Here is a 26,997-nt window from a genome sequence, read left to right on the forward strand (position 1 = left end):
TGGCTCCGTGCCGTTTCGGCACGCAGAAGTGCTGATTGGAGCGATGGGGCCGCGCCTCGAACCGAAGCCCATCGGTAGAATGAATGCACGTTCACTCCGGCCATTTTCCCGACACTTATGCGCCACGCCCTCGCCGCCGCCCTGTTGTGCCTGCCGTTGCTCGCCCATGCCGATTGCAAGGATCGCCTGACCGGTTGGGCGAAGACGCTCCAGCCCGGCCGCACGCTCGACACCGACTTCGCCACCTGCAAGGTCTGGCCCGCGAACCCCGCCTGGACGCTCGCCGTGCTCCCCTTGCCGCAACCCGGCGGCACCGACGAGGACCGGGTCTATGACGTGGAAGTGCTCGTCGCCGATAGCCAGAGCGGCAAGATCGTCGCGCATCGTTTCGAGAAGGCCGCCATCACGTCGGATGCCATCGTGCTGCGCGGACTCGCGCTCGATACGGCAGCGTGGCGCCTGACACCTCAAGTCACTGCGTTTGGCACACGCACGACGCTTGAAGGATCGTCGCGCGTGAATCCCTTCTCGCAAACGACGCTCAGCCTGTATGTCGTCGACGGCGCCACGCTGCGCAAGGTCGTCGACGGGCTGGCCACGCAGTCGAGCGGCGGCGAATGGGACGGCAACTGCGCGGGAAGCTTCACCGACACCTCGCGCATCGTTTCCGTCGGCGCGCCGGGAAAGGATGGCTACGCCAGCCTCGTCGTCAGCGAAAAGACCACCACCACCACGAACAAGCCGACTCGCAACGACTGCGCGAGCAAGGAGCGCACCTCGAGAGGCGCAAACGTCACCCTTGAATACGACGGCGCCCGCTACGCATTACCGAAGGCGCTGGCAGGGCAATGATGCGCCAGGGCGGGTTCGGGTGCGGCATATGGCCGCAGGCGAAGGCGATGTCACGCCCCCTACCGCCCCGAACGCCCCGACCGCATTGAGGTCCGGTGCGCCGCGCATGAATATGCTCGCCGCCCATCCCCTATCCCGCCCTTCGGAATTCCACCGACCCTGCTTATACTGCGAATAATTATCGTTCGCGTTATATCCGTATCATGCAGTTGTCGGCGTTGAAGAAGGGCAGTACCGCGACCGTGGATTCGGTCGTCGATCAGATGCAACCCGATGCCATCGCGCATCGCTTGCGCGAGTTGGGTTTCGTGGCCGGCGAACCGGTGCGCGTGGTTGCGCTGGCGCCTTGGGGCGGCAACCCGATGGTCGTGCAGGTCGGCGCGACGCGCTTCGCACTGCGCCGCGACGAAGCGGCGCGCGTTCAGGTCCGGCTGGGGTGAACCGCATGCCATCGACCACGCTCAGCATCGCCCTCGTCGGCAACCCCAACTGCGGCAAGACCGCACTCTTCAATCGCCTGACCGGCGCGCGCCAGAAGGTCGCCAACTATGCCGGCGTCACCGTCGAGCGCAAGGAAGGCGCGTTCGTCTCGCCCGCGGGCACAACGGTCCGCGTGCTCGACCTGCCCGGCACCTACAGCCTCTCGGCCACCAGTCTCGACGAGAAGGTCACGCACGACGTCCTGCACGGCGCCTATCCGGGCGAAGCGGTTCCCGAGCTGATCGTGTGCGTGGTCGACGCCACGAACCTGCGCCTGCATTTGCGCTTCGTGCTCGAAGTGCTGGCGCTGGGTCGCCCCACCGTACTGGCCCTGAACATGATGGACGCCGCCCGTCGACGCGGCATCGAAATCGATGTGGCCGCGCTCTCGGGCGAGTTGGGCATTCCCGTCGTGGAAACGGTGGCGATTGTCCGCACCGGCGTAGGCGCGCTGATCGAGGCGCTCGACGACTTCACCCGAGATGGCGGTACGGGCGACGCAAGCGCAAGCCGCGTTGCAACGACCGATCTCGCGGGCCGCGATCTTCACGCCGAAGTCCGTCGGATCATGGCGTCGTCGGTGAGTGCGCCCGCGATGACCGATAGCGTCGACGAACGCCTGGACCGCATCGCGCTGCATCCGGTGTTCGGCATGATCGTGCTCACTGCCGTGATGTTCCTGATATTCCAGGCGGTGTACTTCATCGGCAAACCCATGACGGATGCCATCGGCGACGGCTTCGGCTGGCTGGGCGAGCGGGTCGGCGCCGGGCTGTCCGACGGTCCGCTGCGAAGTCTGGTCGTCGACGGCCTCTTCGGTGGCCTGGGCACGGTACTCGGCTTCCTGCCCGAGATTCTGGTGCTGTTCTTCTTCATCCTCGTGCTGGAGGAATCGGGCTATCTGCCACGCGCAGCCTTCCTGCTCGATCGGATGATGGTCAAGGTCGGCCTGACCGGCCGCTCCTTCATTCCCCTGCTGTCGAGTTTCGCGTGCGCGATTCCCGGCATCATGGGCACGCGCAGCATCGCCGATCCTCGTCAACGAATCACCACGATCCTTGTCGCGCCACTGATGACATGTTCGGCGCGTCTGCCGGTATACGCGCTGCTCATTGGCGCGTTCATTCCCGACCGGCCCGTGCTGGGCGTCTTCAAGCTGCCGGGGCTGGTGCTCTTCGCGATGTACGCCGCGGGCATCCTCGGGGCGATGGCCGTGGGATGGATTGCCCGACGCTTGCGCGGTGCACGCTCGCAGCCGGCACTGCTCATGGAACTGCCGTCGTATCGCATGCCGAAGGTCCGCAATCTGGCACTGGGTCTCTGGGAGCGCGGCTGGATCTTCGTGCGGCGCCTGACCGGGGTGATCCTCGCGCTCACGGTCCTCATGTGGTTCCTCTCGACGTTCCCGTCGCCGCCAGCGGGCGCCACCGGGCCTGCCATCGACTACTCGTTCGCGGGATACATCGGCCGGGCGCTTCAGGTCATCTTCGCGCCGCTGGGCTTCAACTGGCAGATCAGCCTCTCCCTCGTTCCCGCCTTCGCGGCCCGCGAGACGGCGGTGACCGCGCTCGCGACGGTCTACGCGGTCGCCGGCGGCGCCGAGGACGCGGCCGGACTGGCGAGCGCGCTGTCGTCCAACGTTTCGGTGGCCACGGCACTGTCGCTGCTCGCATGGTTCGCCTTCGCGCCACAGTGCATGTCGACGCTCGCGATGATCCGCCGGGAAACGCAGTCCTGGCGCTACGTGATGATTTCGTTCGGCTACATGTTCGGCCTGGCCTATATCGTGTCGTTCGCCACGTATCGCCTGGCGCTTTGGCTGATCTGAGACAAGGAGCCGCCACCATGTCCCCTGCCGTTCAATATGTCGTGGTCGCCGTGATTGTCGTGGCCAGTGCGTTGTCGGTGCTGCGGCATCTGTTGCCGCGTCAGACCCGGGCGGTCGGCCGCCGACTTTTCGACGCCCTGGCACGACGAGGCGTGCCCGTGCCGCGCAAGTGGCGACAGGCCCCCGCGCCCGCCTCCGGATGCGCTAGCGGTTGCGGCGGTTGCTCCACGTCGCAATGCGCCACGCCGGAACGGACGTCCACGGTCACGGTGCATCGCGACGTGGCAGGACGGGCGAAGACCGAGCGAACCGTGGATTCGGCGCGCCATCGGCCGCCCTCAGGATAAACCCGAGAGCGCGCGCCATGGAACGTCCGCCGGGCCCGGTCCGGCGGGCCTGTGCGCGAGCGCGCATTTGCGCCCGATCACACTCGGTGCAAATAAGGGTGGCGGGACGCAAATGTCTGACTACACTTCCTAAATGCATACGGCGCGCAAACACCGCACAAGACGGTGCAGGGATTTCAGAAAGTTTGTAATGCGAAGCGCGTCATGCGCAGTCAAAGTGGGGCCAGCGACTTAGCGTTGCCATTCCTTTATGGGAGGCATGTCCATGACGTGCCTGAACAAATGGATGATAGGCGCTTGCGTTGCCACGCTGAGCAGCGTGGCGATCGCTGATGGCGCCACCCCGGGGTCATCCGAACAGATGATGCTGGCCAATCTTGGCCCGGCGCCCCTGCCGATCCACGTCCCCGCCCCACCCGCGCCGGTCTCCGTCGCCGTGGTGCCGCCCGTGCCCGTCACGGTCTATCCGTTCGGGCGCGCCGGCGAAGACATCGCCGCCCGTGGCGAGCGTGTCGACGCGACCCGCTTCGCCGACGACAGCGCGCTGCTCTACACGCGCATCGAAGCGGTCAACGGTGTCATCGCGGCCCACGACAACCACCTCGCCGACTGGATCGGCTCGCCGAACGAAACCACGGCCACGCAAACGGCGCAGCATTATCTTTTCATCGGCCCATCCTCGGCGCCAACGCTGTCGTTCGTGCAATGGAACAACGCCGACGACAAGCTGGGGTCCGACCCGAAGCGGGGCCTGGCACTCAAAACCGACGCCTGGACTGTCTCCGCGACCGCGCGCATACCGCTGCTCGGCCAACGCGCCATCGGCGCCACCGTGTACGTCAAACGACGGTTCTGAACACCGGCCCGCGCGCAGCGTGTGACACACAACGCATTACGCATTACGCACCATGTATTACGACCGGGCTCAGGCCGTCGGCTTCACAGCCGTCACATCGATCTCGACGAGCCATTCCGGCCGCGCCAGGGCCTGCACGACGATGCCCGTCGACACCGGGAAAACGCCCTTGAGCCAGCGCCCCATGACGTTGTAGACCGCCTCGCGATAGCGCGGGTCCACGATATAGACCGTGACCTTGCAGATGTCGGCGAGCCGGCTGCCGCACTCGTCGAGCAGCATGGCGACGTTCGCCATTGCCTTTTCCGTTTGCGCGGTGACATCGCCGATGCCGACCGACTCGCGGGTATCGAGGTCCTGGCCGATCTGTCCGCGCAGATAGATCGTGTTGCCGGCGATGACGGCCTGGCAAAGGTCGTTGTCGAGGTTTTGCTCGGGATAGGTGTCACGGGTATTGAACTTGCGAATTCGGGTGTGCGTCATGGTGTCTCGTCAGGTTATCGGTTGAACGTCATATGTCGCGCGCTGCGGTTCAGTGCGCGAGAATCCTGGAAAGGAAACGTTTGGCGGCGGGACTCGCCGCGTCGTTGAAGAAGCTGTCGGTCGGACTGTCTTCGACGATGGCGCCGTCCTCCATGAACACGACCCGATTCGCCACGCGGCGGGCAAAGCCCATCTCGTGCGTGACGACCATCATCGTCATGCCCTCGCGGGCGAGCTCCACCATCACGTCCAGCACTTCGTTGACCATCTCCGGGTCGAGCGCCGAGGTCGGTTCGTCGAAGAGCATCGCCATCGGGTCCATCGACAACGCCCGCGCAATCGCCACGCGTTGCTGCTGGCCACCCGAGAGCTGCCCCGGGTACTTGTGGGCATGTGCCGACAGGCCAACGCGGTCGAGCAGCGCGCGCGCCTTGTCGCGGGCGGTAGCGGCCTCCCGGCCGAGCACGATCTGCTGGGCCAGCGTGAGATTGCGCGTGATGTCCAGGTGCGGGAACAGCTCGAAATGCTGAAAGACCATGCCCACCTTGCTGCGCAGCTTCGGCAGATTCGTGGACGCTGCCATGAGCGACGTGCCCGCCACGACGATGTCGCCCTTCTGGATCGGCTCCAGCGCATTGACGGTCTTGATCAGCGTCGACTTGCCCGACCCGGACGGCCCGCACACCACGACGATCTCGCCTTTCGCGACCTGCGTGGAACACTGCTTGAGCACGTGATGCGAGCCGTACCACTTGTCGACGTCGCGTATCTCGATGATGGGTTGCGCGGTACTCATTTGTCGAAGTGTCCCGCGCGAATCGATGCACCGATGAGATTGAGAATCAATCGACCGGCGGTGATGCAGGAGATCTGGTTCGCATCGTCCTTGGCAGGCTGAATCTCCACGATATCCATCCCCACGACCCGCCCCTTGCGCACGAGCCCGTGAATCAGCTTGCGCGCCTGCACGAACGTCACGCCGCCCGGCGCGGGGCCGGCCACGGCGGGCATGGTCGACGGATCGAGACCGTCGGCGTCGATGGTGAGGTAGTAATTGCCGCCGTCGGGAATGCGCGCCAGCACGGCGTCCATGCCAATGTCGTGCAACTCGTACGCGGTTACGATCTGCGCACCGTAAGCGCGCGCCGCCACCAGCTCCTCTGGACGCCCGCTGCCCTGGGCGCGCAGACCGATCTGCACGATACCTTCGACGTGCGCCATCTCCGAGGCGCGCCGGATCGGGCTCGACAATCCCTCCCGCACACCATTGACTTCGTCGCGCCAGTCCAGGTGCGCGTCGATGTGCACGAGCGTGATCGGTCCCTTCTGATCGAGCCCTCGCAGCACGGGCGTGGTGATGCCGTGATCGCCGCCCAGCACGATCGGCATGGCGCCGCCGGCCGCGATCCGGCGCACCGCCGCCTCGGCGCGCGCGTAGTGCTCGCCCGGCTGCGTCAGATCGGGAATGATGTCACCGCAGTCCACGAACCGGATGTCGGTGCGCCCCTGCAGCAGCGGGCCGTCGATGTCGAAGTCGTAGTGCCCCGGCCGACGCACCACGCGATCGGTCGCCTGGCGGATGGCCGACGGCGCGTTGGTCTGATCGTTGCTGAAGTCCGACGCGGCGTAGGGCGCGCCGTAAGGCATGCCCAGCACGGCGATGTCGGCCCTGAGGTTGTCGATGTCCAGATCGAGCTCCGAGTACAGCAGCGTCGGATGGCCGGTTCGGGGTGCCACGGTATAAGTCGTCATGTCAGTGTCCTTTGGTGAAATTCCGGGCAGGCGTCATACGTGCCGGGTACGTCGCCCGACCACGTTCTCGAGACGCCGCCCCACGCCGGCCAGCAAGACACTGCTGGCCCAGTAGATCAACGCCGTCGTGCCGAGCACTTCGACGTAGGCGAACGTGTTTGCGGTAAGCAGATTGCTCTGGTAGGTCATCTCCGGCAGGCTCATCACCGAGAAGATCGCCGAGTCCTTGAACATCATGATCACCAGGCTGGTCGTCGGCGGAATGAGAAAGCCGAACAACTGCGGCGCGACGATATGCCGCTGCGTCTGCCAATAGGTCATGCCGAGCGAGAGCGCCGCGTGCGTCTGTCCTCGCGCGACGCTTCTCAACGCGGCCCGGAGGATTTCGCAGAAATATCCGCCGGTGTAGAAGGCCGTGCAGCCCACCGCCACGGCCATGGCCGACGCGCTCACGCCCAGTTTCGGCAGACCGAAGAACGACAGGTAGACGAGGATCAGGTACGGGATATTGCGCACGAGTTCGACGTAGCCCAGCGCGATGGGACGCAGGATCGTGCGCGACTGCGCCGAATACGCGGCAACGATGCCGATCAGGATCCCCAGCGGAATGCCGATGACGCTCACGAGCGCCGTCACGCGCAGTCCTTCGAGCAGCACCGGGACCGCTTCCCTCACGATGGAAAAATCAATGGCCATGGGGCAGCATCCTCGAGACTCGGCGCTCGCATGCGCGCGAGGCGGCCGATATGCAGAACAGCGCAATGAAATACACCGCGGCGGTAATCGCGAACACCTGTAGCGGCATGTCGGTCTGCAAGGTGGCGTTGCGGGCCACGGTTGCCAGCTCGGGCACGGCGATGATCGACATCAGCGACGACGCCTTGAGCAGGATCGTGAACTCGCTGGTGAGCGGCGGAATGGCACGGTAGATGACCTGCGGCAGCAGCACGTGGCGCCAGACCTGCGTGGCGCGCATGCCCATCGCGTACGCCGCCGCACGCTGCCCGTGCGAGAGCGTGCCGAGCGCGCCGCGCAGGATCTCGACGATGTATGCGCTCGTGTTGCACGCGAGCGCCGCAATGCCGGCCGTGATCGGCGAGATCGAGATATCGAACAGCGCCGGCACCATGTAGTAGGCGATCAGCATGTGAATCAGCGCCGGCGTGCCGCGGATCAGACTCACCCACAGCACCACCACGGCACGCAGCGCCGCGATGGACGAGATGCGCATGAGCAGCAGCACGATCCCGAGCGCCAGGCCGATCGCGAATGCCGCGGCTGACGCCGCGAGCGTGATCGCCGTGCCCGATACGACGCCTTCCAGGAACGGCGCCATCACGCCTGCCATGCTGCCCATGCCGAGCCCCTCGAGCAGCGCCGCCGCTGTCAAATCGCCCCCTGCGGCAGATAGTTGTCGTGCGGCGTCTCCATCGGTGCACCGAACCACTTCGTCTGCAGTGCAGCGAGTTTGCCGCTCGCACGGAATTCGTCGAGCGAATCGTTGATGAACTTGCGGATCTCGAGATCGTTCGGATTGGCGACCCACGCAAGCAGCTTGGGCTGCCCGATCGTTCCCGCGATGCGAAAGACTTTGGGCTGCCGACGCATCTGGACGGCCGCGATGTTCGAGGGCATGAGCGCGACATCGATGGTCTTGTTCGCCAACGCGTTCGACACGTCCGGATAGGCCTGGAACAGGCGCGTACCAGCATAGCCCTTGCCCGTCTTCGCCTTGAGTTCCTTCTCGAATTCATCGGCCACCGGCTGCGACGACGAGCCCATCTGCGTGCCGATGGTCTTGCCCGCGATGTCCATGTCCTGCTTGATGGCCGCGTCGTCCGCCCGCACCATCAGCACCGAGCGCACCACGCCGACCGGCTGGCTGAACGCAAAACGCTTGGCGCGCTCGGGGGTGATACCCACACTCGTGGCCACGAAGTCGAACTTGTGGGACATGAGGCCCGGCAGCAACCCCTGGAACGGGAGGTTCATCTGTTCGAGCCGAACGCCGAGTTTGGCGGCCATCAGCTCGAGCACGTCATGTCCGTAACCCACCACCTGCCCGTTTTCCACGAATTCGAACGGCTCGTAGGCCGCCTCGGTTCCCACGACGAGCTTGCCGCGCTTCTTGATGTCGGCGAGCGTGCCGCCTTCGGCGAACGCCAGCGAGGAAACGGCCGGGAGGGCCAGTGCGGCGCCCGATACGAGCGTCGCCTTTACAAAGGATCGTCTGGAGCAGGTCTTCATCGCTTGCCTCGCGTGGAGTGGGTTTCGAGTCGTTCGGGCGCATCGGCGCGATGGGCCTCGTGAACCCAATGTATGCGGGCAAAAAGAGCATGAAAAATGATTTTTTTATTGGTATGGTTTCAAAAAACGAAACCTTTTGCGCATGCGCCGTCCGGCCGGTCCCCGGCGCCTGCCGGCCGGAGAGCGGATCGTGGCGAATCGGGAATTCAGTGAGCGCGACCTGCGCTCGTTGCGCATCTTCTGCGCCGTGGCGCAAGCGAGCGGATTCGCCGCGGCGGAAAAGCAGCTGAACATGTCCAAGGCGTCGATCAGTCGTCACATCCGGGACGTCGAGGAGACCCTGGGCGCACGTTTGTGCGAGCGAGGGCCCTCGGGATTCGTGCTCACGCATGCGGGCAAGGTCGCGCTGGAACTGGCACGCGACGCACTGAAGTCGCTGGAGCGGATTCGGCCCGAGATCGACGCCGTGCGCGGCGTGCTCTCAGGCACGCTGTCCATCGGCATGGTCGAGCACATCGTGTCGGATGTCGGCTGCCACATCCCGGAAGCGCTCGCGGAACTCAAGGCGCAGGCGCCGGACGTGAAAGTGGAACTGACCGTCATGACGTTCAACGAACTGGATCTCGCGCTGCGCGAGCGCCGCGTGCAGATCGCCATTCGCGGCATGTACCGGCGCGAGGCCGGATTTCGTTACCAGCCGCTGTTCATCGAACGTCACCAGTTGTATGTAGCGCGGCACCGCCTGAAGGAGGCCGCCCGGCTGCCGCTCGTTTATCGAACGCAGCCGTTCGTGCACGAAGCGCTCAACTCGCTCGGCCTCGCACGCGGCCCCACGGCCTCGGGACTCGAAGCGGTGGCGATGCTGGTGCTGTCCGGCCATTACGTCGGTCTGTTGCCGCAGTACTACGCCGCGTCGTTCGCAAAGCGCCATGCGCTCATGCGCGTGCCCGGAGGACTGGAGTACGAAAACGCCATCAGCGCGATCACCGAAGCGTCGCGCCCGAGAACGCGAGCGCTGGATCTCTTTCTCGAGCTTCTGGCCCAGTGCCATCGACCGGTATAAATCGGCACCCCTTGTCGTGCACCCTCAGGCTCTTAGAATGGTGCATCGTCCTATCGCCCCCCCGGGAGTCGTCATGCCTTACCGTATTGCCTGCCTCGTTTCGTTCTCGCCGCTTCGCATGGGAGGCCGGGCATGACCCGGCTCCCCGCGCCCGTGCTCGATCATGTCGTCGTCAACGTCAAGGGCGACCTGGACGGCGCGCTCGACCTCTACCGCCGCCTGGGTTTCTCGCTCACCCCCCGAGGACACCACTCGCTGGGCAGCAGCAACCACCTCGCCGTTTTCGGCGAGAACTACCTCGAACTGCTCGGTTACGAAGCCGGCAAGTCGACGGCCCGCCCCGATGTGATGCAGGCACCGCTCGGCCTCACAGGGCTGTGCTTCAAGACGGACGACGTACAGCGAGTGTTCGAAACGTTACAGGCACGCGGCGTGGCCATGGAGCGGCCGTTGACGTTCTTTCGTCCCGTTGCGTTGCCCGACGGCACGACCGACGATGCCCGTTTTCGCACCGTGCGCCTGGGCATCGATCTCGTGCGCAACGGACGCGCGTTCTTCTGCCATCACCTCACGCCGGAACATGTCTGGCACGACGCGTGGCGCGAGCATCCGAATGGCGTCACCGACATCGCCGGGTACGTGTTCACGTCGCCGAATCCCGCCGTCACGGCCGCGCTTTACGATCGCGTCTTCGGTCCCGGCGTACTCGAAGCCGCCGGCACGCTCGGCTATTCGATGCGAGCCGGCCGTGCCCGCGTGCACTTCTACACCCCGGCCGAAGCCGCCGAGCGCTTCGGGAAGCTCGAGGTCACGGACGACGGCAGCGAGCGCGGTGTCGCACTGATCCTTCGCACGCGCTCTCTGGCACGCACCCGGACGACGCTGAGCGAGCGTGGCGTGCCCCACACCACACGCGATGACGGCTCGGTACTGGTGGCCGCCGCCGACGGCTTTCATGTCGCGCTTCAGTTCGTGGAGGAACAACACGGCAGCTGAATCGGCAGGCACATGCGGTCAAAAATATTTTTGTGTTTTCCGCTTTCCGGTCGCGCTCACCGAAACAGACGCCGTGCTCGGGCGAACGCCCGCCCGGCGGGCGTCATCACCATGCTGCAACGCAACAATCCAGACGATTGTTTCTATATTCACAATAATCGACACACGTTGCGGGCATTGTCTGCCCCCGTTCCGAACCGCTATAGTGGCCCCGCCCCCGCGACGCGTCGGCGCCTGCCTCCTTCATATATGAAATGTATATATGGGCTGGATGCGGCGAACCGCCGGTGCGTCATGTTGCAAACGCAGTAATTAACGCGATGCCCCATCGCCGGTAGAAATGAGAGACACAGCGACAACCCCCGCCGGAATCGACACGCCGCCCACTCCCGAAGAAGTTCGCAAGCGCGTTTTCGCGATCGTTGCGGCATCGTCCGGGAACCTGGTCGAGTGGTTCGACTTTTACATCTATGCGTTCTGCGCGATCTACTTCGCCCCCGCATTCTTCCCGAGCGCCGATCCCACGGCGCAATTGCTCAACACCGCCGGGGTGTTCGCCGCCGGCTTCCTGATGCGCCCCATCGGCGGCTGGCTCTTCGGCCGTATCGCGGATCGCAACGGCCGCAAGAACTCGATGGTCATCTCCGTGATGATGATGTGCTTCGGCTCGCTGCTGATCGCGGCATTGCCGACGTACGCCAGCATCGGCACCTGGGCGCCCGCGCTGCTGCTGCTCGCACGCTTGCTGCAAGGCTTGTCGGTGGGCGGCGAGTACGGCACCACGGCCACGTACATGAGCGAAGTGGCGCTCAAGGGACGCCGCGGCTTCTTCTCCTCGTTCCAGTACGTGACGCTCATCGGCGGACAGTTGCTCGCCGTGCTCGTGGTCGTGATTCTTCAGCAATTGCTGTCCGACGCCGAACTCAGGGCCTGGGGCTGGCGCATTCCGTTCGTGGTCGGCGCGGTCACGGCCGTCGTGGCGCTGATGCTGCGTCGCACGCTGCATGAGACGTCGACGAATGCGAGCCGCAGCAACAGCGAGGCGGGCACGCTCGCGGGTCTGTTCCGTCATCACAAGGCGGCGTTCTTCACGGTGCTCGGCTACACTGCGGGCGGCTCGCTGATCTTCTACACGTTCACGACCTACATGCAGAAGTATCTGGTGAACACGGCCGGCATGCCGATCAAGACGGCCAGCTACGTGATGACCGGCTGCCTGTTCGTCTACATGTGCATGCAGCCGATTTTCGGCATGCTCTCGGACAGGATCGGTCGCCGCAACAACATGCTGTTGTTCGGCGCGCTCGGCGCCATCGCCACGGTACCGATCCTGACCGCGCTCAAGACCGTGCAAAGCCCGACCGCCGCATTCCTGTTGATCTGCCTGGCGCTGGCGATCGTGAGTTTCTACACGTCGATCAGCGGTATCGTGAAGGCCGAGATGTTCCCGATCGAAGTGCGCGCGCTCGGTGTGGGCCTGGCCTACGCGGTCGCCAATGCCATCTTCGGCGGCTCGGCGGAATACGTGGCCCTCGGCCTCAAGAAGGCCGGGATGGAGCCGACGTTCTACTGGTACGTCACCGGCATGATGATCGTGGCGTTCCTCGTGAGCCTGCGCCTGCCGCGTCAGGCGAAGTACCTTCATCACGAGCACTGATCGTATCGGCCGGTGCGAGCACTCGCCGCACCGGCCTTGCGCTCGCAGGCTCGCTGGTCGTGTCAGGCATCGTCGCCTGACGCCTGTCGCGCGCTCTGCCAGATGGCGTCGAGCACGTTGTGCGGCTGGTGAGCGCGGCGGTAAAGCGCGATGTCGAACCCGATCTGCCAATCCTTGCCGCCGACGATGGCCAGTGTGCCACGTGCGACATCGTCGGCCACCAGACGCTGAGGCAACCACGCAATGCCGGTGCCCCGACGTGCCATTGCCAGAATCGCCTCGTAGGAATCCGCCTGGTACACGGGCTTGAGCATCGGGCGGTTCGGCATCTCCGCGAGGTGGCGGGCCAGTACGGCGCGCAGCGTGAGCGTGCGCGTGAACGCCAGCCACGGAATCGGCGCCGGGCCACCCGTCAGACGGTATCTGGCGCGCCCTTTGGCGTCCAGGGCGCTGACCGGCACCAGCACTTCACGCGCCACGCTGAGCCAGTCGAACCGCTCCTGATCGATGAGCAGTCGCGTGTGCGCACTCGAATACACGATCAGCAGATCCACTTCTCCCGCCGCCAGTCGAAGAATCGCCTCTTCCGCCCCGCTCGTGGACAGCGTGGCGCTGAAGAAGCCGACGCGCGCGACCATCTGGTCGTACCAATCGGGGAAGAATGTCGCGGCGAGCGTGCGCCCGGTGGCGATTTTCAGGTTGTTTTCCAGCGTGGGCGCGGCGTCCTGCAACTGGGTGCGAGCGCTGTGAAGAATATCGAGCGCGTTGGTCGCGGCGTCGAGAAATACGGTGCCCGCCGCCGTGAGTTCCAGCGGCTTGCTGCGCTCGACCAGCCGGGTGCCCACCCATTCTTCCAGCGCGCGGATGCGACGCCCGAAAGCCGGATGCGTGACGAAGCGGTTCTCCGCCGCACGCGTGAAGCTGCGCGTGCGCGCGAGTTCGACGAAGTCTTCCAGCCATCGCAGTTGCATGCCGTGTCCTCACGCGATCGTCATGGCGTCGTCTTTCCCTCGCCCCGACCGAGCCTCATGCCTTGGAGAGCGACTTGAGTGCGTGCTTGATGCCCTCCGACACGCCCGTGCCTTCAGGCACGGACTTGACGGCGGCAAGCGCTTCCTTGTCGGAATAGCCCAGTGCGAGCAACGCGTTGACGACATCGCTCTTGTGATCGTGCGGCGTTGCGACGCCGGCCACGGTGCCCAACTGCGCCCCGAGCTTTCCCTTGAGTTCGAGAAGCAGCCGTTCGGCCGTTTTCTTGCCGATGCCGGGGATCTTGGTCAAACGCCCCGACTCCTGCAGCGTCACGGCCTGTGCGATGTCCGCAACGCTCATGCCCGAGAGGATCGCCAGCGCGGTGCGCGCGCCGACGCCCGAGATCTTGAGCAGCTCGCGAAACGTGTTGCGCTCGTCGGGCGAGCCGAAGCCGAACAGCAGTTGGGCGTCCTCGCGCACGATGAACTGGGTGAGCAGCGTGACGCGCTCGCCAACGTTCGGCAAATTGAAGAAGGTGCTCATCGGCACCGATATTTCGTAGCCCACGCCCTGGCAATCGACCAGGATGTGCGGCGGATTCTTTTCCAGCAGCGTGCCGGAGATGCGGCCAATCATTGACGCCCCGAGAGAGTGACTTCGACAGGCGGCAAGTGTAGCAAACGGCCGCCCCCGAACCCACGCGAACGCGGGACTACCTCGGCTCCGTGACGCCGATCACCGCGTCGCCGGTCGAACGCGTGGCGGCACTGCGCAAACACTCGAGGGCGGCCGCCACGGCCGCGCGGTTGGCGCCGTCGTCGCGCCAGTACATCGAGATCGCCCCGAATCCCGCCAGTCGCAGCGGCACGATCCGCAGCGCGCCGAGCGCCTGCAAGCGGCTGGCCGTGCGGTGCGACGCCAGCCCGATCATGTCGCTGTTATTAAGCAGCGTCAGGTTGAGAATCGTGGAGTTCGACTCCACCGTGTCGTTCGGCAGCGGATACCCGGCTTCGGCGAGCGCCGCCTCGAGCGCATTGCGTATCGGCGTGCCGCGAGGCCATACGACCCAGCGGTAGCGCTGAATGTCCTCCCATTGGACCTGCGCGAGCGAAAAAACCGGATGCCGGGCTCGGGCGACGAAGTGCAGCGGCTCCAGATAGAGCGCTTCGGCGCGCACGTTGCGGTCCTGCAATTCGGGGGCCGAGCGCCCGACCACGATATCGATCTCGCTGTGCGCGAGCTGATTCATCAACCGGTCCATCGTGTTCTCGATCACGCGCGCCTGCACACGCGGCATGCGCTGCAGAAGCAGCAGCACGGCGAGCGGCACCGTGTCGGCCGACGACGCGCCCGATGTGCCGATCGCCACCAGACCGCTGCCGCCCTCGCGCATGGCGTCGAGATCGTCGCGCGCGGTATCGAGTTGCGCCTCGATGCGGCGCGCATGTTCGATCAGGGATTCCCCGTACACCGTCGGGCGCAATCCCCGCGCCTGACGCTCGAACAATGGCAGCCCGATATCGTCCTCGAGATCCTTGAGCCACTTCGACAATCCGGGCTGCGTCGTGTTGAGCAGCGTGGCGGACTGGCTCATGTTGCCGGTCTCCGCGAGGGTCAGGAGCATCTGCAGGTTGCGCAGACGCAGGCGATGGGTCCAATCCATGCGCAGTCTCCGGGCACCCCCGGGGGCGCCCCAAAATCGTCTCGACCCATACGATTTTTCGTATGGATCCGATGATTATTTCATTTCAAAGAATATGTCTCGCCGAGTATAACGCTATCCATAGACCCGAAAGCCCGCCGCGCGCGCCCTGCACGACACCGAGAGGACGCGAATGCGGCGCCCGCCGACCGGGCCCCCTGCCAACCCGGAGACAAGCATGTCCGAACGCGCACCCAGCGCCGCGCGCGCCGCCTATTACGAGCACATCGGCCGCAATCACATGGCCCCGCTGTGGGAATCGCTGCACAGCCTCGTGCCCCCGCAACCGCGCCCGCGCGTGGTGCCCGCCATCTGGAAATACAACGAAGTGCGTCCGCTGGTAATGGAAGCCGGGCGTGTCATCAGCGCCGAGGAAGCGGTGCGGCGCGTGCTGATTCTGCAGAACCCGGGCACCCCGGGCTCGTCGAGCATTACCGGCTCGCTCTACGCCGGGCTGCAACTGATTCTGCCGGGCGAGATCGCGCCGAGTCATCGTCATACGCAGTCGGCGCTGCGCTTCATCGTCGAAGGTCGCGGGGCCTGGACCGCCGTGAACGGCGAGCGCACCACCATGCACCCGGGCGACTTCATCATCACGCCGTCGTGGACGTGGCACGACCACGGCAACCCCGCGGACGGCGAACCGGTGGTGTGGCTCGACGGTCTCGACATTCCGCTCGTGCAGTATTTCGATGCCGGCTTCGCGGAGAACTACCCCGAATCGCAGCAGCCCGTGCAGCGGCCCGAGGGCGACAGCTTTGCGCGATACGGGTTCAACATGTTGCCGGTGCACCACAAGGTGAGCGATCCCACCTCGCCGATCTTCAGCTATCCGTACGAGCGCTCGCGCGAGGCGCTCGACACGCTGTACCGCAACGGCGAGCTCGATGCGTGGGACGGCATCAAGCTACGCTACGTGAATCCGGCCACCGGCGGCTGGCCGATGCCGACGATGGCGACCTTCATGCAGTACCTCCCGGCAGGCTTCCAGGGCAAGACCTATCGCAGCACCGACGCCACCGTCTTCTCGGTCGTGGAAGGTCGCGGTACGGTGCGCATCGGCGACGAGACGTTCCAGTTCGAGCCGCGCGACCACTTCGTCGTACCGTCGTGGGCCCCGGTGCAACTCGCCGCGCTCGAAGACGCCGTGCTGTTCAGCTACTCCGACCGCCCGGTACTCGCCGCGCTGAATCTGCTGCGCGAGTCGCGCACCTGAGTCAGCGCGCACACACGACACATCGGCCCCGCGGACATCGCACACGAAACACGCGCAACGCGGCGCCCCGCTTTCCTCTTTATTCGTCGAGTCAAAACCTATGTCCTTCGTCTTCGCTCCGCCCGCCACCGTCGCCATTCCCGTTGTTGGCAGCAACGATCAGTTCGCCGTGCGCCGCGTGTACTGCGTTGGCCGCAACTATGCCGCGCACGCCCGCGAAATGGGCTTCGATCCGGACCGTGAACCGCCGTTCTTTTTCTGCAAGCCGGCCGACGCCGTGATTCCGGTGGCCTACGGCGAGACGCTCGAACTGAAGTACCCGGCGCAAACGAGCAACTATCACTACGAAGCCGAGCTGGTTGCCGTGATCGGCAAGGCCGGTTCGGACATCCCCCTCGAGCAGGCGCTCGAGCATGTGTGGGGCTACGCCGTGGGTCTGGACATGACGCGTCGCGACCTGCAAATGAAAATGCGCGAGATGGGCCGTCCGTGGGAAATCGGCAAAGCCTTCGACGCCTCGGCGCCGATCGGCCCGATCCACCCCGCCTCGAGCGTCGGCCATATCGAAAAGGCCGCGATTTCGCTGACGGTCGACGGGGTGCAGAAGCAGAAGAGCGACATCACGCACCTGATCTGGTCGGTGGCCGAAACGGTCTCGTATCTTTCGCAGTTCTTCCGCCTGGAACCGGGCGACCTGATCTACACCGGCACGCCGGAAGGCGTGGGTCCGGTCAAGGCGGGCGAGACCATGGTCACGGCCGTCGAAGGCCTCGGCGAGATCACCGTGCGCGTGGTCTGAGGCAAGGTCATGCAGCTCTACAGCTTCTTCAACAGCTCGACGTCGTATCGCGTGCGCATCGCGCTCGCGCTCAAGGGGCTGTCGTTCGACACCGTGCCGGTGAATATCCGCGTGGGTGAGCATCGCGCCGAAGCCTACGTGGACGAGGTCAATCCGTCGGCGACGGTGCCGGCGCTGGTCGACGGCGATCTGTCGCTCGGCCAGTCGCTCGCGATTCTCGACTACCTCGACGCCAAGTATCCGGGCACGCCGCTGATCCCGAGCGACATCGAGACCCGCGCACGCGTGCTGGAACTCTCGATGCTCATCAGCTGCGACATCCATCCGGTGAACAACCTGCGCATCCTGAAGTACCTGCAGGGCCCGATGGGTCTGTCGGTGCAGCAGAAGGACACGTGGTACGCCCATTGGATCGCCGAAGGCATGGCGGGCGTGGAGCGGTTGCTGGCCAGGCACGGCCACGGCAAGTGGTGTTTCGGCGACGCGCCGACACTCGCCGACGTGTGCCTGGTGCCGCAGATCGCCAACGCACAGCGCATGGGCTGCGATATGTCGGCGTATCCGCGCGCGATGGCGGTATACGCCGTGGCCCAAACGCACCCGGCGTTCCTCGCAGCCGCCCCCAACCGCCAGCCGGATTATTCGGCCTGATCGACGTCCGCAACGGCTGGAAGGGCCGCAGGAGACAATCATGAATCAAACCCATCAACCCAAGGCCCTCGTCGTTGGCGGGGGGATCGGTGGCCTGGCCGCCGCCCTCGCGCTCGCCAATCAGGGCGTGCGCATCGAACTGCTGGAGCAGGCCGAGACCATTGGCGAGATCGGCGCGGGCATTCAGCTCGCGGCCAATGCGTTCGCCGCGCTCGACGCCCTCGGCGTCGGCGAAGCCGCACGCGGGCGGTCGGTCTTCACCGATCACATCACGCTGCGCGACGCCATCGATCGCAGCGTGATCGCGCAGGTCGACGTCGGCGCGCCGTACCGCGAACGGTTCGGTAACCCGTATGCCGTGATTCACCGGGCCGACATCCATCTGTCGATTCTCGAAGCGGTGCAACGCAACCCGCTGATCCAGTTCCGCACGGCCACGCGCGTGGTCACGCTGGAACAGGATGCGCACGGCGTGACGGTGATCGACCAGCATGGCGAGCGCCACACGGCCGACGCCGTGATCGGCTGCGACGGGGTGAAGTCCGCCGTGCGCGCCGTGCTGATCGGCGACGAGCCGCGCGTGACCGGTCACGTGGTGTATCGCGCCGTCGTCGACGTCGAGAACATGCCGAAGGACCTGCAGGTCAATGCGCCGGTCGTGTGGGCCGGACCGAACTGCCACCTGGTGCACTACCCGCTGCGCGGCGGCAAGCAATACAACCTGGTGGTCACGTTCCACAGCCGCGAGCAGGAAGTCTGGGGCGTGCGCGACGGCAGCAAGGAAGAAGTGCTGTCGTACTTCCAGGGAATCGATCCCCTGCCGCACCAGATGCTCGACCGCCCGACGTCGTGGCGACGCTGGGCCACCGCCGATCGCGATCCGGTGGAGCAGTGGAGCTTCGGGCGCGCCACGATGCTTGGCGACGCCGCGCATCCGATGACGCAATACATCGCACAAGGCGCCTGCCAGGCGCTGGAAGACGCGGTCACGCTGGGCGCGGCGTATGCGGCCGCGAACGGCGATTTCGTCGACGCGTTCCGCCGCTACGAACATGCGCGCATTCCGCGCACGGCTCGCGTGCTTTACGGCGCGCGCGACATGGGCCGCGTGTACCACGCGAAGGGCGTCGATCGCTGGGTGCGCAACTCGCTGTGGAAAGGTCGTACGCAAACGCAGTATTACGACGCGCTGCAGTGGCTGCACGGCTGGCGCGCCGAGAACTGCCTGTCGCAAACGCCCTGGCTCAATGACGCCTGAGACGCACGGCGCGGGCTGAATCACCCAAATCACCCTGTAGTCACGTAGTGCCCTGGCGCGACGTCCCCAACGACGTCGCGCCAACGTCCGCCGCGCCGCAGCCCGCGACGCGTTGGCATGCCGTACCCATAACAACAAACACTGCAATGCATTCGGCAATGTCGGCCTGTCGGCCGACAACGCCTCTGGCACCTTCGAGGAGACAACCATGCCAGCCACCCCCATCAACGTGACGGCATTCATCGACCGGCATCGCATTTCGCCGTTCCAGATGATGATCGTCGTTCTGTGCTTCCTGATCGTGGCCATCGACGGCTTCGACACGGCAGCCATCGGCTTCATCGCCCCCGCCATTCGTGCGGAGTGGTCGCTCTCGCCCGCCCTGCTCGCCCCGCTCTTCGGCGCCGGGCTGGCCGGCCTGATGGCGGGCGCGTTCATCTTCGGACCGCTCGCCGACAAGTTCGGCCGCAAGACCATCCTGATCTTTTCCGTGATGTTCTTCGGCGTGGCCAGCCTCGCGTCGGCCTGGTCGACGGACCTGTGGCACCTCGTGGCCCTGCGCTTTCTTACGGGGCTGGGCCTCGGCGGCGCCATGCCCAACGCAATCACGCTCACCTCGGAATACTGTCCCGATTCGCGCCGCTCGTTCCTTGTGACGACGATGTTCTGTGGCTTCACGCTCGGCTCGGCGCTGGGCGGCCTGGCGTCGGCCGGTCTGATCGAGACGTTCGGCTGGCGCTCGGTACTCATCGCCGGCGGCGTCATGCCGATCGTGCTCGGCGTGGTGCTGATGCGCGCGCTTCCCGAATCGGTACGCTTTCTGGTCATGGCCGGCAAGTCTCCCGAGCGCGTGGCGGCCTCGCTCCAGCGCATCGCCCCGCAGGAAGACCTGCGTGGCGCGACGTTCAACCTCGCAACCCGGCCATCGACCACTTCGCCGGTGGGACACCTGTTCAAGCCCGAACTGCTGCGCGGCACGCTGCTCTTCTGGGCCACGTTCTTCATGAGCCTGCTCGTGATCTACCTGCTGTCGAGCTGGTTGCCAACGCTGCTGCGCACGAACGGCCTGACGCTTCGCAACGCGGCCATCGTGACTGCCATGTTCCAGGTGGGCGGCACGCTCGGCGCCATCGTGCTCGGCTGGCTGATGGACCGCATCAATCCGCACTATGTGCTGGCAACGGCTTACGTGCTGGCGGGTGTCTGCATCGCGGCAGTCGGACCGCTGGCCGGTTCGCCGCTGCTCGCGTCGGTCGCAGTGTTCTGGGCCGGGTTCTGCGTATCGGGCGGCCAGGTCGGCGCCAACGCACTGTCCGCTGGCTTCTATCCGACGGACTGCCGCGCCACGGGCGTAAGCTGGGCCAACGGCGTCGGCCGCCTGGGGTCGGTGGTGGGCTCGGTGGGTGGTGCCTCGATGCTGGCCATGGGCTGGTCGATGCCGGCGCTGTTCGCGGCCATCGGCGTGCCCGCCGTGCTCGCCGGTCTGACGATGCTCACGCTCGGTCGCCTGCGCCACCGTCAGGCCACGCTTGCCGTGGGCGCCACGGTCTGACGAGGCGACCGCTTAACCGTCCGCACGCGCCCCGGTCAGCGTAGAGCGCGTCTAGTCGTTTCGCCACACGCAACCACGACGCTTTCTCCCCGGCGGACGCCAGTCGCCATCCGCGCTGGCGCCCGCCTGTTTTTTATGGCGTTGTCGGCGTCGGCCCCGCGAGCGGGGCGCGTGGCGACGTGCCGCGCAAATCGTTCGGGATCCGGCTAGAGTGGTGAATGACGGCGCCGTAGCGATGTCGCGACAGACGACATCGCGCGCCGCGCAACCCCATGCCCTCTGACGGAGATTGAAGGTGTCGCTGCCCCCCTTGCTGGTCGTCATCCCGATGCACCCCGAGCAGTTGTCCGAACTGCAGACCCATTTCGATGTGATCTACCGCCCGAGCCACCATCCCGAGCCGCAAGGCTGGGGAGCGGAAGGCGCGCGCGCCCGCTTCGTACTCACCAACGGCGCACGTGGCCTGAGCGCGGCCGAGCTGGCGCATTTGCCAAAGGTCGAATTCGTGAGCGCACTGGGTGCCGGATACGAGAACCTGGACGTGGCCGCCATGCACGCGCGCCGGATCACGGCGGTCAACGGTGCCGGGGCCAACGCCCCCACCGTTGCCGACCAGGGCTTTGCGCTGCTGCTCGCCGCCGTGCGCCGCATTCCGGAATACGACGCCGCCTGCCGCAAGGGCGTGTGGCGCGACGCGCTGCCGATGCAGCCCGGCGTGTCGGGCAAGAAGCTGGGAATCGTGGGTCTTGGCGCCGTCGGACGCCAGTTCGCCCGGCGCGGCGAAGGCTTCGACATGCAGATCGGCTATCGCAATCGCAACCCTCGCGACGGCGTGCCGGCCCATTACCGATACTTCGACAGCGTGCTGGCGCTGGCCGAATGGGCGGACTATCTCGTCGTGACCGCGCCCGGCGGCGCGCAGTCGCACCACCTCGTGAACGCGCAAGTCCTGAAGGCCCTGGGCAAAGACGGCTTTCTGGTCAATCTGGGGCGCGGCAGCATCGTCGACACTGCCGCGCTGGCCGAGGCGTTGCGCAACGGCACCATCGCCGGCGCCGGACTCGACGTCTATGAGGGCGAGCCCTCCCCTCCGGCGGCGCTCATCGATTTGCGGAACGTGGTGCTCAGCCCGCACGTGGCCGGGCGCTCACCGGAAGCCGAGGCGGCCACGCTCGCGATGTTCCTCGAAAACGCGCGACGCTACCTTGCCGGTGAGCCGGTGATGACGCCGCTGTAAGTGCGCGCGCGTCAGTGATTGTCCAACCCGTCGATGCTGCGCTCCGGCGACGCGGAAAGCGTGACGCCGTCATTGACGGGTTCGAACTCGATGCTGCTCCGGGCGCTGCCCGTCGTGAAGACCGTTTCGCACGTCGGGCATTTCACTTCGGCATCCGAATGAAGATAATCGCTCAGCGCCTTGACGGTGGGCTCGCTCGCCGCCACGGGAAAACGGGCCTTGCAGGTCGGGCAGACAACGAAACCGGTGTGGATCGATCGCATGGCGGTTCTCCTGTCGACGACGTGATCGATTCTACAACCAGTCCGTGCGGCGGGGGCGGCCGTGGCCAGGATCGGAAGCTTCCGGATCGTCGGGCTGGCCGGGCCGGTCTGGCAGTTCGGGCCGTCGATCCCGCGTCGCCCCACCAGTCTCGCCATGGGGCGACGCAGGCGCCTTCGTCGGCAAATCATTCGCCGCCGCGCCGACGGTCGGCTCGGCATGGCCCTCCGGCGCCGGGGCGCGATGCACGCGCTCGCGCGGATCGAAGTCTCGCCACTCGCCGTTCTCCCAAACGCCGTCGGCCTGTTCGATCTCGGCCGCCCCGGCATCTCGCAGCACGGCAATCGCGGTGTCGGCCGTGGTTTCGCTGACGTGCGTGGCAAGCATCACGCCGGCGTCGCGCAACCCCGCCTGACTGGCCGACACGCGCTCGCGGCCACGCATGCGCCGCAACGCGCCAAAAAACGCGCCGAGGTAGGCGCCGCCCATCATGCCGACGACCGGCACCAACCAGAAACGCCAGACCAACGCAAAGAGCAGCGCCCCCACGGCCAATCCGAATGCGCCGCCCGCGATCACGCCCTGGGCCGCGCCGCGGCCCGCGGGACGCGCGGCGGCATCCGCATCGACATCGCCGCCGATGGGAAACCGGGCGTGCTGTCCCGTGGGATTGAGAAAGAAGACCGAGACATCGGCCGGCCGGAACGCCCGGTCGTACAGCCGACTTGCCACCAGATTCGCCTGATCGAACGTCGTGAACCGTCCTGCCACGATCATCGCCATCGTCAACCTCCCTTGTCTGATTTGCCTACTGTCCCAGTGGTCGCAGTGGTCTTTGTGGGATAGACGTCCATCGGCTTTGTTTCATCAAGGAATCCTTATGGCCGGCGACGACGCATTGAGAAAATCAATACCCGGGAACCCGCGGGACGGCGCGTCGATCGCACCTTCATGCCTCCTATACTGGCAAGGTAATGGCAAGGTAACGCCCGCGGGCACCTGTCAATCCAGTCATGTGAATTCCGCCGATTGGATGATTCACCCGCGCCAACCCTCGGAACGCCGCTTTGGGAGCACATATGGCTCGCGCAATCTGGAAGGGTGCTATCAGCTTCGGACTCGTCAACGTGCCGGTCACGTTGTTTCCCGCCTCCACCACGCACACGCTCGATCTCGACTGGCTCGACAAGCGCACCATGTCGCCGGTCGGCTACAAGCGCGTCAACAAGGAGAACGGCAAGGAGGTGCCGCGCGACCAGATCGTGCACGGCTACGAGTTCGAAAAGGGTAACTATGTCGTGCTCAGCGACGATGAGATCCGCGCCGCGAACCCGGCAGCCACGCAAACCGTCGACATATTGGCGTTCGTCGACGCCAGCGACGTCTCGTTCATGTACCTGGACACGCCGTACTATCTCGTGCCCGAACGCGGCGGCGCCAAGGCGTACGCCCTGTTGCACGCGGCGCTTGTCAAGGCCGGCAAGCTGGGTATCGCCCGCGTGGTGATGCACACGCGCGCACACCTGGCGGTGCTCGCGCCGGCGGGCGATGCGCTGGTGCTCGACACCCTGCGCTGGCAGGACGAAATGCGCGACCCGGCCGAGGTCGGCCTGACCCGCGAGAAGCTCGGCAAACTCGCCGCGCCGGGCGAGCGCGAACTGGACATGGCCGTACGGCTGATCGACGAGATGTCCGGGCCGTGGCGCCCACAGGACTTTCGCGACACGTTCCAGGACGACCTGAAGGCGCTCATCGACCGCAAGATCGCTTCGGGCCAGACACGCGAGGTCGCCCAGATCGAAGCCAGCGCGCCGAAGCTGCCAGGCGCGGGCGGTACTGCCGACCTCATGGCCCTGCTCAGGCAGAGTCTCGGCACTCGCGGCAAGCGCGAGGCGGCAGCCGTGCAGGATGTCGAACCGAAGACCGCGGCCGCGGACAAGGCTGCCAAAGCTGCCAAAGCTGCCAAGGCGTCCACGCGCCAACCGCGGAAGCCCGCTGCGACGAAGGCGACGAAGGCGACGAAAGCGGGGAAAACCACGAAGGCGGCGAAGGTGTCAAAGCAGCCCACGGCAAAACGTACGAAAGCCGACTGAGGTCACGCATGACAAGACGCGACGCGAGTCCGAAACGTCCAAAGCGCCCGAAGCACCCGAAGCGCTCGCAGCGCCCTTCGTCGTCGCGCGACGCGCCCGATGCTTTGGCCGCCTACGATGCCAGGCGCAATTTCGCGGCGACGCCAGAACCGCGCGGCGAGCGCGCCGCGCAAGGACGCGCGATGCGGTATGTCATCCAGCGCCATGACGCCAGTCATCTGCACTACGACTTCCGGCTCGAACTCGACGGCACGCTGAAGTCGTGGGCGCTGCCGAAACAGCCCAGCCCCGAAGTCAGCCGCCCGCGACTGGCCGTTCAGGTGGAGGATCATCCGTTGGCATACGCGGATTTTTCAGGCGACATTCCACCGGGAAACTACGGTGCCGGGCACGTCGACATCTGGGACAGCGGCACGTGGGAGCCGCACGGCGACGCGCGGCGCGACTATGAGGACGGCAAGCTGTCGTTCACCTTGCATGGCGAGCGTCTCGACGGAGACTGGACGCTCGTTCGCACCACGAAGCCGGCGCGTCAACCGCAATGGCTGCTGATCCACCGGCGCGATGGCACACGCCACGCCACCACGCTTCAGGCGTCGACACCCGCCGCCACGCAAACGCGGTCCGCTGTTGCGAGAACCGAAGCAAACACCACAACCCGAACGCGAACGCGCAAGACGTCTCGTCAATCGCCCCAAAGCCCGCCGACGACACTCAGCCCGATGCTCGCCACCCTCGTCGACGCAGCGCCGCCGTCCGCGGGCTGGCATGCCGAGATCAAGCTCGACGGTTACCGCGTACTGATCCGCATCGACGGCGACGACGTGCGCGTATTCACGCGCTCGGGGCAGGACTGGACGCATCGTTTTCGTCCCGCGTGCGACGCGCTGCGCAAATGCGCCCTGCCCAACGCGTGGCTCGATGGCGAAGCCGTGGTCGTCGGCGCGCACGGTCTACCCGATTTCCAGGCGTTGCAACGCGCCTTCGATGCGAACGCGCAGGACGCCATCCTGATCTACGTCTTCGATATGCCGTGGTGCAATGGCGACGACATGCGCGACATGCCGTTGCGCGAACGACAGGCCGCGCTCGCGGCGCTATTCGAAGGTGGGGAAACCGACGCCGTGCGCGTGCTGCAACCGGTGAGCGGCGAACTCGAATCGCTGTGGCATAGCGCGTGCGAGGCCGGACTGGAAGGCATCATGGTCAAGCGCGACGATTCGCCTTACGTCGCGGGACGCAGCGATGCGTGGCGCAAGCTCAAGTGCTCGCAGCGTCAGGAGTTCGTCGTGCTCGGTTTCACCGAACCGTCCGGCACGCGGCAAGGATTCGGTGCGTTGTTGCTGGGGTATTACGATGACGACGGCAAGACGCTGCGCTACGCGGGCAAGGTCGGCACGGGCTTCGACACCGATGCCGTGCTGCGCCTGCGCAAGCGATTCGATGCCGTGCGATCGCCGCGCGCGCCGTTGTCGCCCGCGCCGAAGCCTGCCGGCGCCGCACGCGTGCGCTGGCTCGAACCCACGCTCGTGGCCGAGGTGCGCTTCGCCGAGTGGACCCGCGACGGCAACGTGCGCCAGGCGTCGTTCGTGGCGATGCGCGACGACAAGCCCGCGAAGGACATTCGCCGCGAGGCGCGCATGCGTGGAACCGTCAGCGCGCTCGCGCCATCCCGCCAACGTGGTCGCCCCGACAAGGAGACATCGCCAATGCCGCGCAGTGCGAAATCGAACGCAGAACCCCCTTCGTTGCCCGTGAAGATCACCCACGGCGATCGGGTGATGGATACCCACTCCGAGGTCACCAAGGCGGAACTTGCCGCGTACTACCACGCCGTGGCCCCCTGGATGCTTGCGCATCTGGCCGGGCGCCCGGTGGCGGTACTGCGTGCGCCGGAGGGTATCGGCGGCGAGATGTTCTTCCAGAAGCACGCGGCAAAGACGATGCCCGGCGTGCACACGCTCGATCCCTCGCTCGATCCCGATCATGCGGCGCTCATGCAGATCGACGACGTGCGGGGCCTTGTCGGCGCGGTGCAGATGGGCGCCGTCGAGTTTCACACATGGAATGCACGCAGCGATCTGATCGAGCGTCCCGATCGCGTCATCTTCGACCTGGACCCCGGCAAAGGCCTGGATTTCGCGGCCGTCGTCGAAGGCGCACGGCTGATTCGCGGATTGCTCGACGAGTTGGGCCTGACCGCCTTCGTGAAAACCAGCGGGGGACGCGGTCTTCACATCGTGACACCGCTGGCACGCCGTCATGAGTGGGACGTCGCCAAGGCCTTCGCGGAGGCAGTGGCCCGGCACATGGCGCGCATATTTCCGGATCGCTTCACGGCAACGATGGGGCCGAAGCATCGCGTGGGGAAATGCTTCATCGACTATCTGCGCAATTACCGCGGCGCGACGACCGTGTGCGCCTATTCGTCGCGGGCGCGCGAAGGCATGGCGGTATCGATGCCGGTTCGCTGGGAGGATCTGACCGCATTGCCCGGCGCCGATGCATGGAATGTGCGCAACGCCGTGGAACACGTCTCCTCCCTGAGGCAAGACCCCTGGGAGGGCTATGACAAGGCCGCGCAGCAGCGGTTGACCAAGGAAATATTGACCCGGCTGACGCGGGCGACGGCGCGCTAGTACAGTCATACCAACGCAGCACCGCATAATTCATCCCATCCCGTGCACACCCTCTC

The 26,997-nt window shown here is 65.8% G+C and carries 27 protein-coding genes; 16 read left to right on the top strand and 11 right to left on the bottom strand.

Annotated features, from left to right (window positions below):
* Positions 1–117 precede the first annotated feature (117 nt).
* The 5 genes from LV28_RS45090 to LV28_RS45105 all read left to right on the top strand — a co-directional run bounded on the left by LV28_RS45090 (position 118) and on the right by LV28_RS45105 (position 4,363).
* On the top strand, positions 118–852 hold the full coding sequence (locus tag LV28_RS45090) for a PA3715 family protein (RefSeq protein WP_023597652.1): 735 nt from the start codon (positions 118–120) through the stop codon (positions 850–852).
* A 203-nt stretch (positions 853–1,055) separates the two neighbouring features.
* Positions 1,056–1,292 (top strand): FeoA family protein, encoded by a 237-nt coding sequence (locus tag LV28_RS45095; protein WP_023597653.1) that lies wholly within the window; start codon positions 1,056–1,058, stop codon positions 1,290–1,292.
* Positions 1,293–1,297: 5 nt separating this feature from the next.
* Positions 1,298–3,160 (top strand): ferrous iron transporter B, encoded by a 1,863-nt coding sequence (gene feoB, locus LV28_RS45100; RefSeq protein WP_038622020.1) that lies wholly within the window; start codon positions 1,298–1,300, stop codon positions 3,158–3,160.
* 17 nt (positions 3,161–3,177) lie between these two features.
* Positions 3,178–3,507, top strand: a complete 330-nt coding sequence (locus LV28_RS48915; RefSeq protein ID WP_115344454.1) for a DUF6587 family protein — start codon at positions 3,178–3,180, stop codon at positions 3,505–3,507.
* A 265-nt stretch (positions 3,508–3,772) separates the two neighbouring features.
* Positions 3,773–4,363, top strand: a complete 591-nt coding sequence (locus LV28_RS45105; RefSeq protein WP_023597656.1) for a hypothetical protein — start codon at positions 3,773–3,775, stop codon at positions 4,361–4,363.
* A 69-nt stretch (positions 4,364–4,432) separates the two neighbouring features.
* Here the strand turns inward: LV28_RS45105 and LV28_RS45110 are convergent, their stop codons facing one another.
* The 6 genes from LV28_RS45110 to LV28_RS45135 are packed head-to-tail and all read right to left on the bottom strand — an operon-like array spanning position 4,433 to position 8,845.
* Positions 4,433–4,846: a RidA family protein gene (locus tag LV28_RS45110; protein WP_023597657.1), complete on the bottom strand. Its 414-nt coding sequence runs from the start codon at positions 4,844–4,846 to the stop codon at positions 4,433–4,435.
* A 49-nt stretch (positions 4,847–4,895) separates the two neighbouring features.
* A complete protein-coding gene (locus LV28_RS45115; protein WP_147291628.1) occupies positions 4,896–5,624 on the bottom strand; it encodes an amino acid ABC transporter ATP-binding protein in 729 nt (242 codons plus the stop codon).
* A gap of 14 nt (positions 5,625–5,638) precedes the next feature.
* Positions 5,639–6,598, bottom strand: a complete 960-nt coding sequence (locus tag LV28_RS45120; protein ID WP_023597659.1) for an agmatinase — start codon at positions 6,596–6,598, stop codon at positions 5,639–5,641.
* Between the two features lie 33 nt (positions 6,599–6,631).
* Entirely contained in the window at positions 6,632–7,294 is a 663-nt protein-coding gene (locus LV28_RS45125) for an amino acid ABC transporter permease (RefSeq protein ID WP_023597660.1), read from the bottom strand.
* Positions 7,284–7,955: an amino acid ABC transporter permease gene (locus tag LV28_RS45130; RefSeq protein ID WP_036641394.1), complete on the bottom strand. Its 672-nt coding sequence runs from the start codon at positions 7,953–7,955 to the stop codon at positions 7,284–7,286. The genes LV28_RS45125 and LV28_RS45130 overlap by 11 nt, the downstream gene beginning before the upstream one ends.
* A gap of 29 nt (positions 7,956–7,984) precedes the next feature.
* Positions 7,985–8,845 (bottom strand): transporter substrate-binding domain-containing protein, encoded by an 861-nt coding sequence (locus LV28_RS45135; protein ID WP_023873041.1) that lies wholly within the window; start codon positions 8,843–8,845, stop codon positions 7,985–7,987.
* A 190-nt stretch (positions 8,846–9,035) separates the two neighbouring features.
* On the opposite strand from LV28_RS45135, the gene LV28_RS45140 reads away from it, so the two are divergent.
* The 3 genes from LV28_RS45140 to LV28_RS45150 all read left to right on the top strand — a co-directional run bounded on the left by LV28_RS45140 (position 9,036) and on the right by LV28_RS45150 (position 12,561).
* On the top strand, positions 9,036–9,908 hold the full coding sequence (locus LV28_RS45140; protein WP_031627425.1) for a LysR family transcriptional regulator: 873 nt from the start codon (positions 9,036–9,038) through the stop codon (positions 9,906–9,908).
* Positions 9,909–10,040: 132 nt separating this feature from the next.
* Positions 10,041–10,904 (top strand): VOC family protein, encoded by an 864-nt coding sequence (locus LV28_RS45145; protein ID WP_023597664.1) that lies wholly within the window; start codon positions 10,041–10,043, stop codon positions 10,902–10,904.
* A gap of 340 nt (positions 10,905–11,244) precedes the next feature.
* A complete protein-coding gene (locus LV28_RS45150; RefSeq protein ID WP_023597665.1) occupies positions 11,245–12,561 on the top strand; it encodes an MFS family transporter in 1,317 nt (438 codons plus the stop codon).
* 62 nt (positions 12,562–12,623) lie between these two features.
* Here the strand turns inward: LV28_RS45150 and LV28_RS45155 are convergent, their stop codons facing one another.
* The 3 genes from LV28_RS45155 to LV28_RS45165 form a co-directional block, all read right to left on the bottom strand.
* On the bottom strand, positions 12,624–13,532 hold the full coding sequence (locus LV28_RS45155; RefSeq protein WP_023597666.1) for a LysR family transcriptional regulator: 909 nt from the start codon (positions 13,530–13,532) through the stop codon (positions 12,624–12,626).
* Between the two features lie 55 nt (positions 13,533–13,587).
* Positions 13,588–14,169, bottom strand: a complete 582-nt coding sequence (gene ruvA, locus LV28_RS45160) for a Holliday junction branch migration protein RuvA (protein WP_023597667.1) — start codon at positions 14,167–14,169, stop codon at positions 13,588–13,590.
* Between the two features lie 76 nt (positions 14,170–14,245).
* The gene (locus LV28_RS45165) at positions 14,246–15,196 is read right to left on the bottom strand and encodes a LysR family transcriptional regulator (protein WP_023597668.1); all 951 of its coding nucleotides are present in this window, start codon (positions 15,194–15,196) and stop codon (positions 14,246–14,248) included.
* 217 nt (positions 15,197–15,413) lie between these two features.
* Here LV28_RS45165 and gtdA point away from each other — a divergent pair, with 217 nt between their 5' ends.
* The 6 genes from gtdA (at position 15,414) to LV28_RS45195 (ending at position 21,948) form a co-directional block, all read left to right on the top strand.
* Complete coding sequence (gene gtdA / locus LV28_RS45170; protein ID WP_023597669.1) at positions 15,414–16,451, top strand: gentisate 1,2-dioxygenase; 1,038 nt, start codon at positions 15,414–15,416, stop codon at positions 16,449–16,451.
* A gap of 100 nt (positions 16,452–16,551) precedes the next feature.
* Positions 16,552–17,250, top strand: a complete 699-nt coding sequence (locus LV28_RS45175; protein WP_023597670.1) for a fumarylacetoacetate hydrolase family protein — start codon at positions 16,552–16,554, stop codon at positions 17,248–17,250.
* Between the two features lie 9 nt (positions 17,251–17,259).
* Complete coding sequence (gene maiA, locus LV28_RS45180; protein WP_023597671.1) at positions 17,260–17,901, top strand: maleylacetoacetate isomerase; 642 nt, start codon at positions 17,260–17,262, stop codon at positions 17,899–17,901.
* A 40-nt stretch (positions 17,902–17,941) separates the two neighbouring features.
* A complete protein-coding gene (locus LV28_RS45185; protein WP_038619717.1) occupies positions 17,942–19,159 on the top strand; it encodes a 3-hydroxybenzoate 6-monooxygenase in 1,218 nt (405 codons plus the stop codon).
* A 208-nt stretch (positions 19,160–19,367) separates the two neighbouring features.
* Positions 19,368–20,711 carry an MFS transporter gene (locus tag LV28_RS45190; RefSeq protein ID WP_023597673.1) on the top strand — a complete coding sequence of 448 codons (1,344 nt, stop codon included), beginning with the start codon at positions 19,368–19,370 and terminating at the stop codon, positions 20,709–20,711.
* A gap of 328 nt (positions 20,712–21,039) precedes the next feature.
* Positions 21,040–21,948, top strand: a complete 909-nt coding sequence (locus LV28_RS45195) for a 2-hydroxyacid dehydrogenase (RefSeq protein ID WP_031627426.1) — start codon at positions 21,040–21,042, stop codon at positions 21,946–21,948.
* Between the two features lie 11 nt (positions 21,949–21,959).
* Here LV28_RS45195 and LV28_RS45200 read toward each other — a convergent pair whose 3' ends face one another.
* Together LV28_RS45200 and LV28_RS45205 are read right to left on the bottom strand one after the other, a co-directional pair.
* Positions 21,960–22,211 (bottom strand): MJ0042-type zinc finger domain-containing protein, encoded by a 252-nt coding sequence (locus LV28_RS45200; RefSeq protein WP_023597675.1) that lies wholly within the window; start codon positions 22,209–22,211, stop codon positions 21,960–21,962.
* A 31-nt stretch (positions 22,212–22,242) separates the two neighbouring features.
* On the bottom strand, positions 22,243–22,992 hold the full coding sequence (locus LV28_RS45205; protein WP_069106850.1) for a hypothetical protein: 750 nt from the start codon (positions 22,990–22,992) through the stop codon (positions 22,243–22,245).
* Positions 22,993–23,288: 296 nt separating this feature from the next.
* On the opposite strand from LV28_RS45205, the gene ku reads away from it, so the two are divergent.
* Positions 23,289–24,302, top strand: a complete 1,014-nt coding sequence (gene ku, locus LV28_RS45210; RefSeq protein ID WP_023597677.1) for a non-homologous end joining protein Ku — start codon at positions 23,289–23,291, stop codon at positions 24,300–24,302.
* Between the two features lie 8 nt (positions 24,303–24,310).
* Complete coding sequence (gene ligD / locus LV28_RS45215; RefSeq protein ID WP_048806517.1) at positions 24,311–26,941, top strand: DNA ligase D; 2,631 nt, start codon at positions 24,311–24,313, stop codon at positions 26,939–26,941.
* The last annotated feature ends 56 nt before the right edge of the window (positions 26,942–26,997 follow it).

The sequence above is a fragment of the Pandoraea pnomenusa genome (assembly GCF_000767615.3).
GTDB lineage: Bacteria > Pseudomonadota > Gammaproteobacteria > Burkholderiales > Burkholderiaceae > Pandoraea > Pandoraea pnomenusa.

Coding starts and splice junctions, on each gene's coding strand:
- LV28_RS45205 (WP_069106850.1), bottom strand. CDS start 22,992: ATGGCGATGATCGTGGCAGGACGGTTCACGACGTTCGATCAGGCGAAT.
- ku (WP_023597677.1), top strand. CDS start 23,289: ATGGCTCGCGCAATCTGGAAGGGTGCTATCAGCTTCGGACTCGTCAAC.
- LV28_RS45145 (WP_023597664.1), top strand. CDS start 10,041: ATGACCCGGCTCCCCGCGCCCGTGCTCGATCATGTCGTCGTCAACGTC.
- feoB (WP_038622020.1), top strand. CDS start 1,298: ATGCCATCGACCACGCTCAGCATCGCCCTCGTCGGCAACCCCAACTGC.
- LV28_RS45105 (WP_023597656.1), top strand. CDS start 3,773: ATGACGTGCCTGAACAAATGGATGATAGGCGCTTGCGTTGCCACGCTG.
- LV28_RS45130 (WP_036641394.1), bottom strand. CDS start 7,955: ATGGGCAGCATGGCAGGCGTGATGGCGCCGTTCCTGGAAGGCGTCGTA.
- LV28_RS45135 (WP_023873041.1), bottom strand. CDS start 8,845: ATGAAGACCTGCTCCAGACGATCCTTTGTAAAGGCGACGCTCGTATCG.
- LV28_RS45185 (WP_038619717.1), top strand. CDS start 17,942: ATGAATCAAACCCATCAACCCAAGGCCCTCGTCGTTGGCGGGGGGATC.
- LV28_RS45110 (WP_023597657.1), bottom strand. CDS start 4,846: ATGACGCACACCCGAATTCGCAAGTTCAATACCCGTGACACCTATCCC.
- LV28_RS45120 (WP_023597659.1), bottom strand. CDS start 6,598: ATGACGACTTATACCGTGGCACCCCGAACCGGCCATCCGACGCTGCTG.
- LV28_RS48915 (WP_115344454.1), top strand. CDS start 3,178: ATGTCCCCTGCCGTTCAATATGTCGTGGTCGCCGTGATTGTCGTGGCC.
- LV28_RS45150 (WP_023597665.1), top strand. CDS start 11,245: ATGAGAGACACAGCGACAACCCCCGCCGGAATCGACACGCCGCCCACT.
- LV28_RS45095 (WP_023597653.1), top strand. CDS start 1,056: ATGCAGTTGTCGGCGTTGAAGAAGGGCAGTACCGCGACCGTGGATTCG.
- LV28_RS45125 (WP_023597660.1), bottom strand. CDS start 7,294: ATGGCCATTGATTTTTCCATCGTGAGGGAAGCGGTCCCGGTGCTGCTC.
- maiA (WP_023597671.1), top strand. CDS start 17,260: ATGCAGCTCTACAGCTTCTTCAACAGCTCGACGTCGTATCGCGTGCGC.
- LV28_RS45200 (WP_023597675.1), bottom strand. CDS start 22,211: ATGCGATCGATCCACACCGGTTTCGTTGTCTGCCCGACCTGCAAGGCC.
- ligD (WP_048806517.1), top strand. CDS start 24,311: ATGACAAGACGCGACGCGAGTCCGAAACGTCCAAAGCGCCCGAAGCAC.
- LV28_RS45165 (WP_023597668.1), bottom strand. CDS start 15,196: ATGGATTGGACCCATCGCCTGCGTCTGCGCAACCTGCAGATGCTCCTG.
- gtdA (WP_023597669.1), top strand. CDS start 15,414: ATGTCCGAACGCGCACCCAGCGCCGCGCGCGCCGCCTATTACGAGCAC.
- LV28_RS45195 (WP_031627426.1), top strand. CDS start 21,040: ATGCACCCCGAGCAGTTGTCCGAACTGCAGACCCATTTCGATGTGATC.
- LV28_RS45175 (WP_023597670.1), top strand. CDS start 16,552: ATGTCCTTCGTCTTCGCTCCGCCCGCCACCGTCGCCATTCCCGTTGTT.
- ruvA (WP_023597667.1), bottom strand. CDS start 14,169: ATGATTGGCCGCATCTCCGGCACGCTGCTGGAAAAGAATCCGCCGCAC.
- LV28_RS45090 (WP_023597652.1), top strand. CDS start 118: ATGCGCCACGCCCTCGCCGCCGCCCTGTTGTGCCTGCCGTTGCTCGCC.
- LV28_RS45155 (WP_023597666.1), bottom strand. CDS start 13,532: ATGCAACTGCGATGGCTGGAAGACTTCGTCGAACTCGCGCGCACGCGC.
- LV28_RS45190 (WP_023597673.1), top strand. CDS start 19,368: ATGCCAGCCACCCCCATCAACGTGACGGCATTCATCGACCGGCATCGC.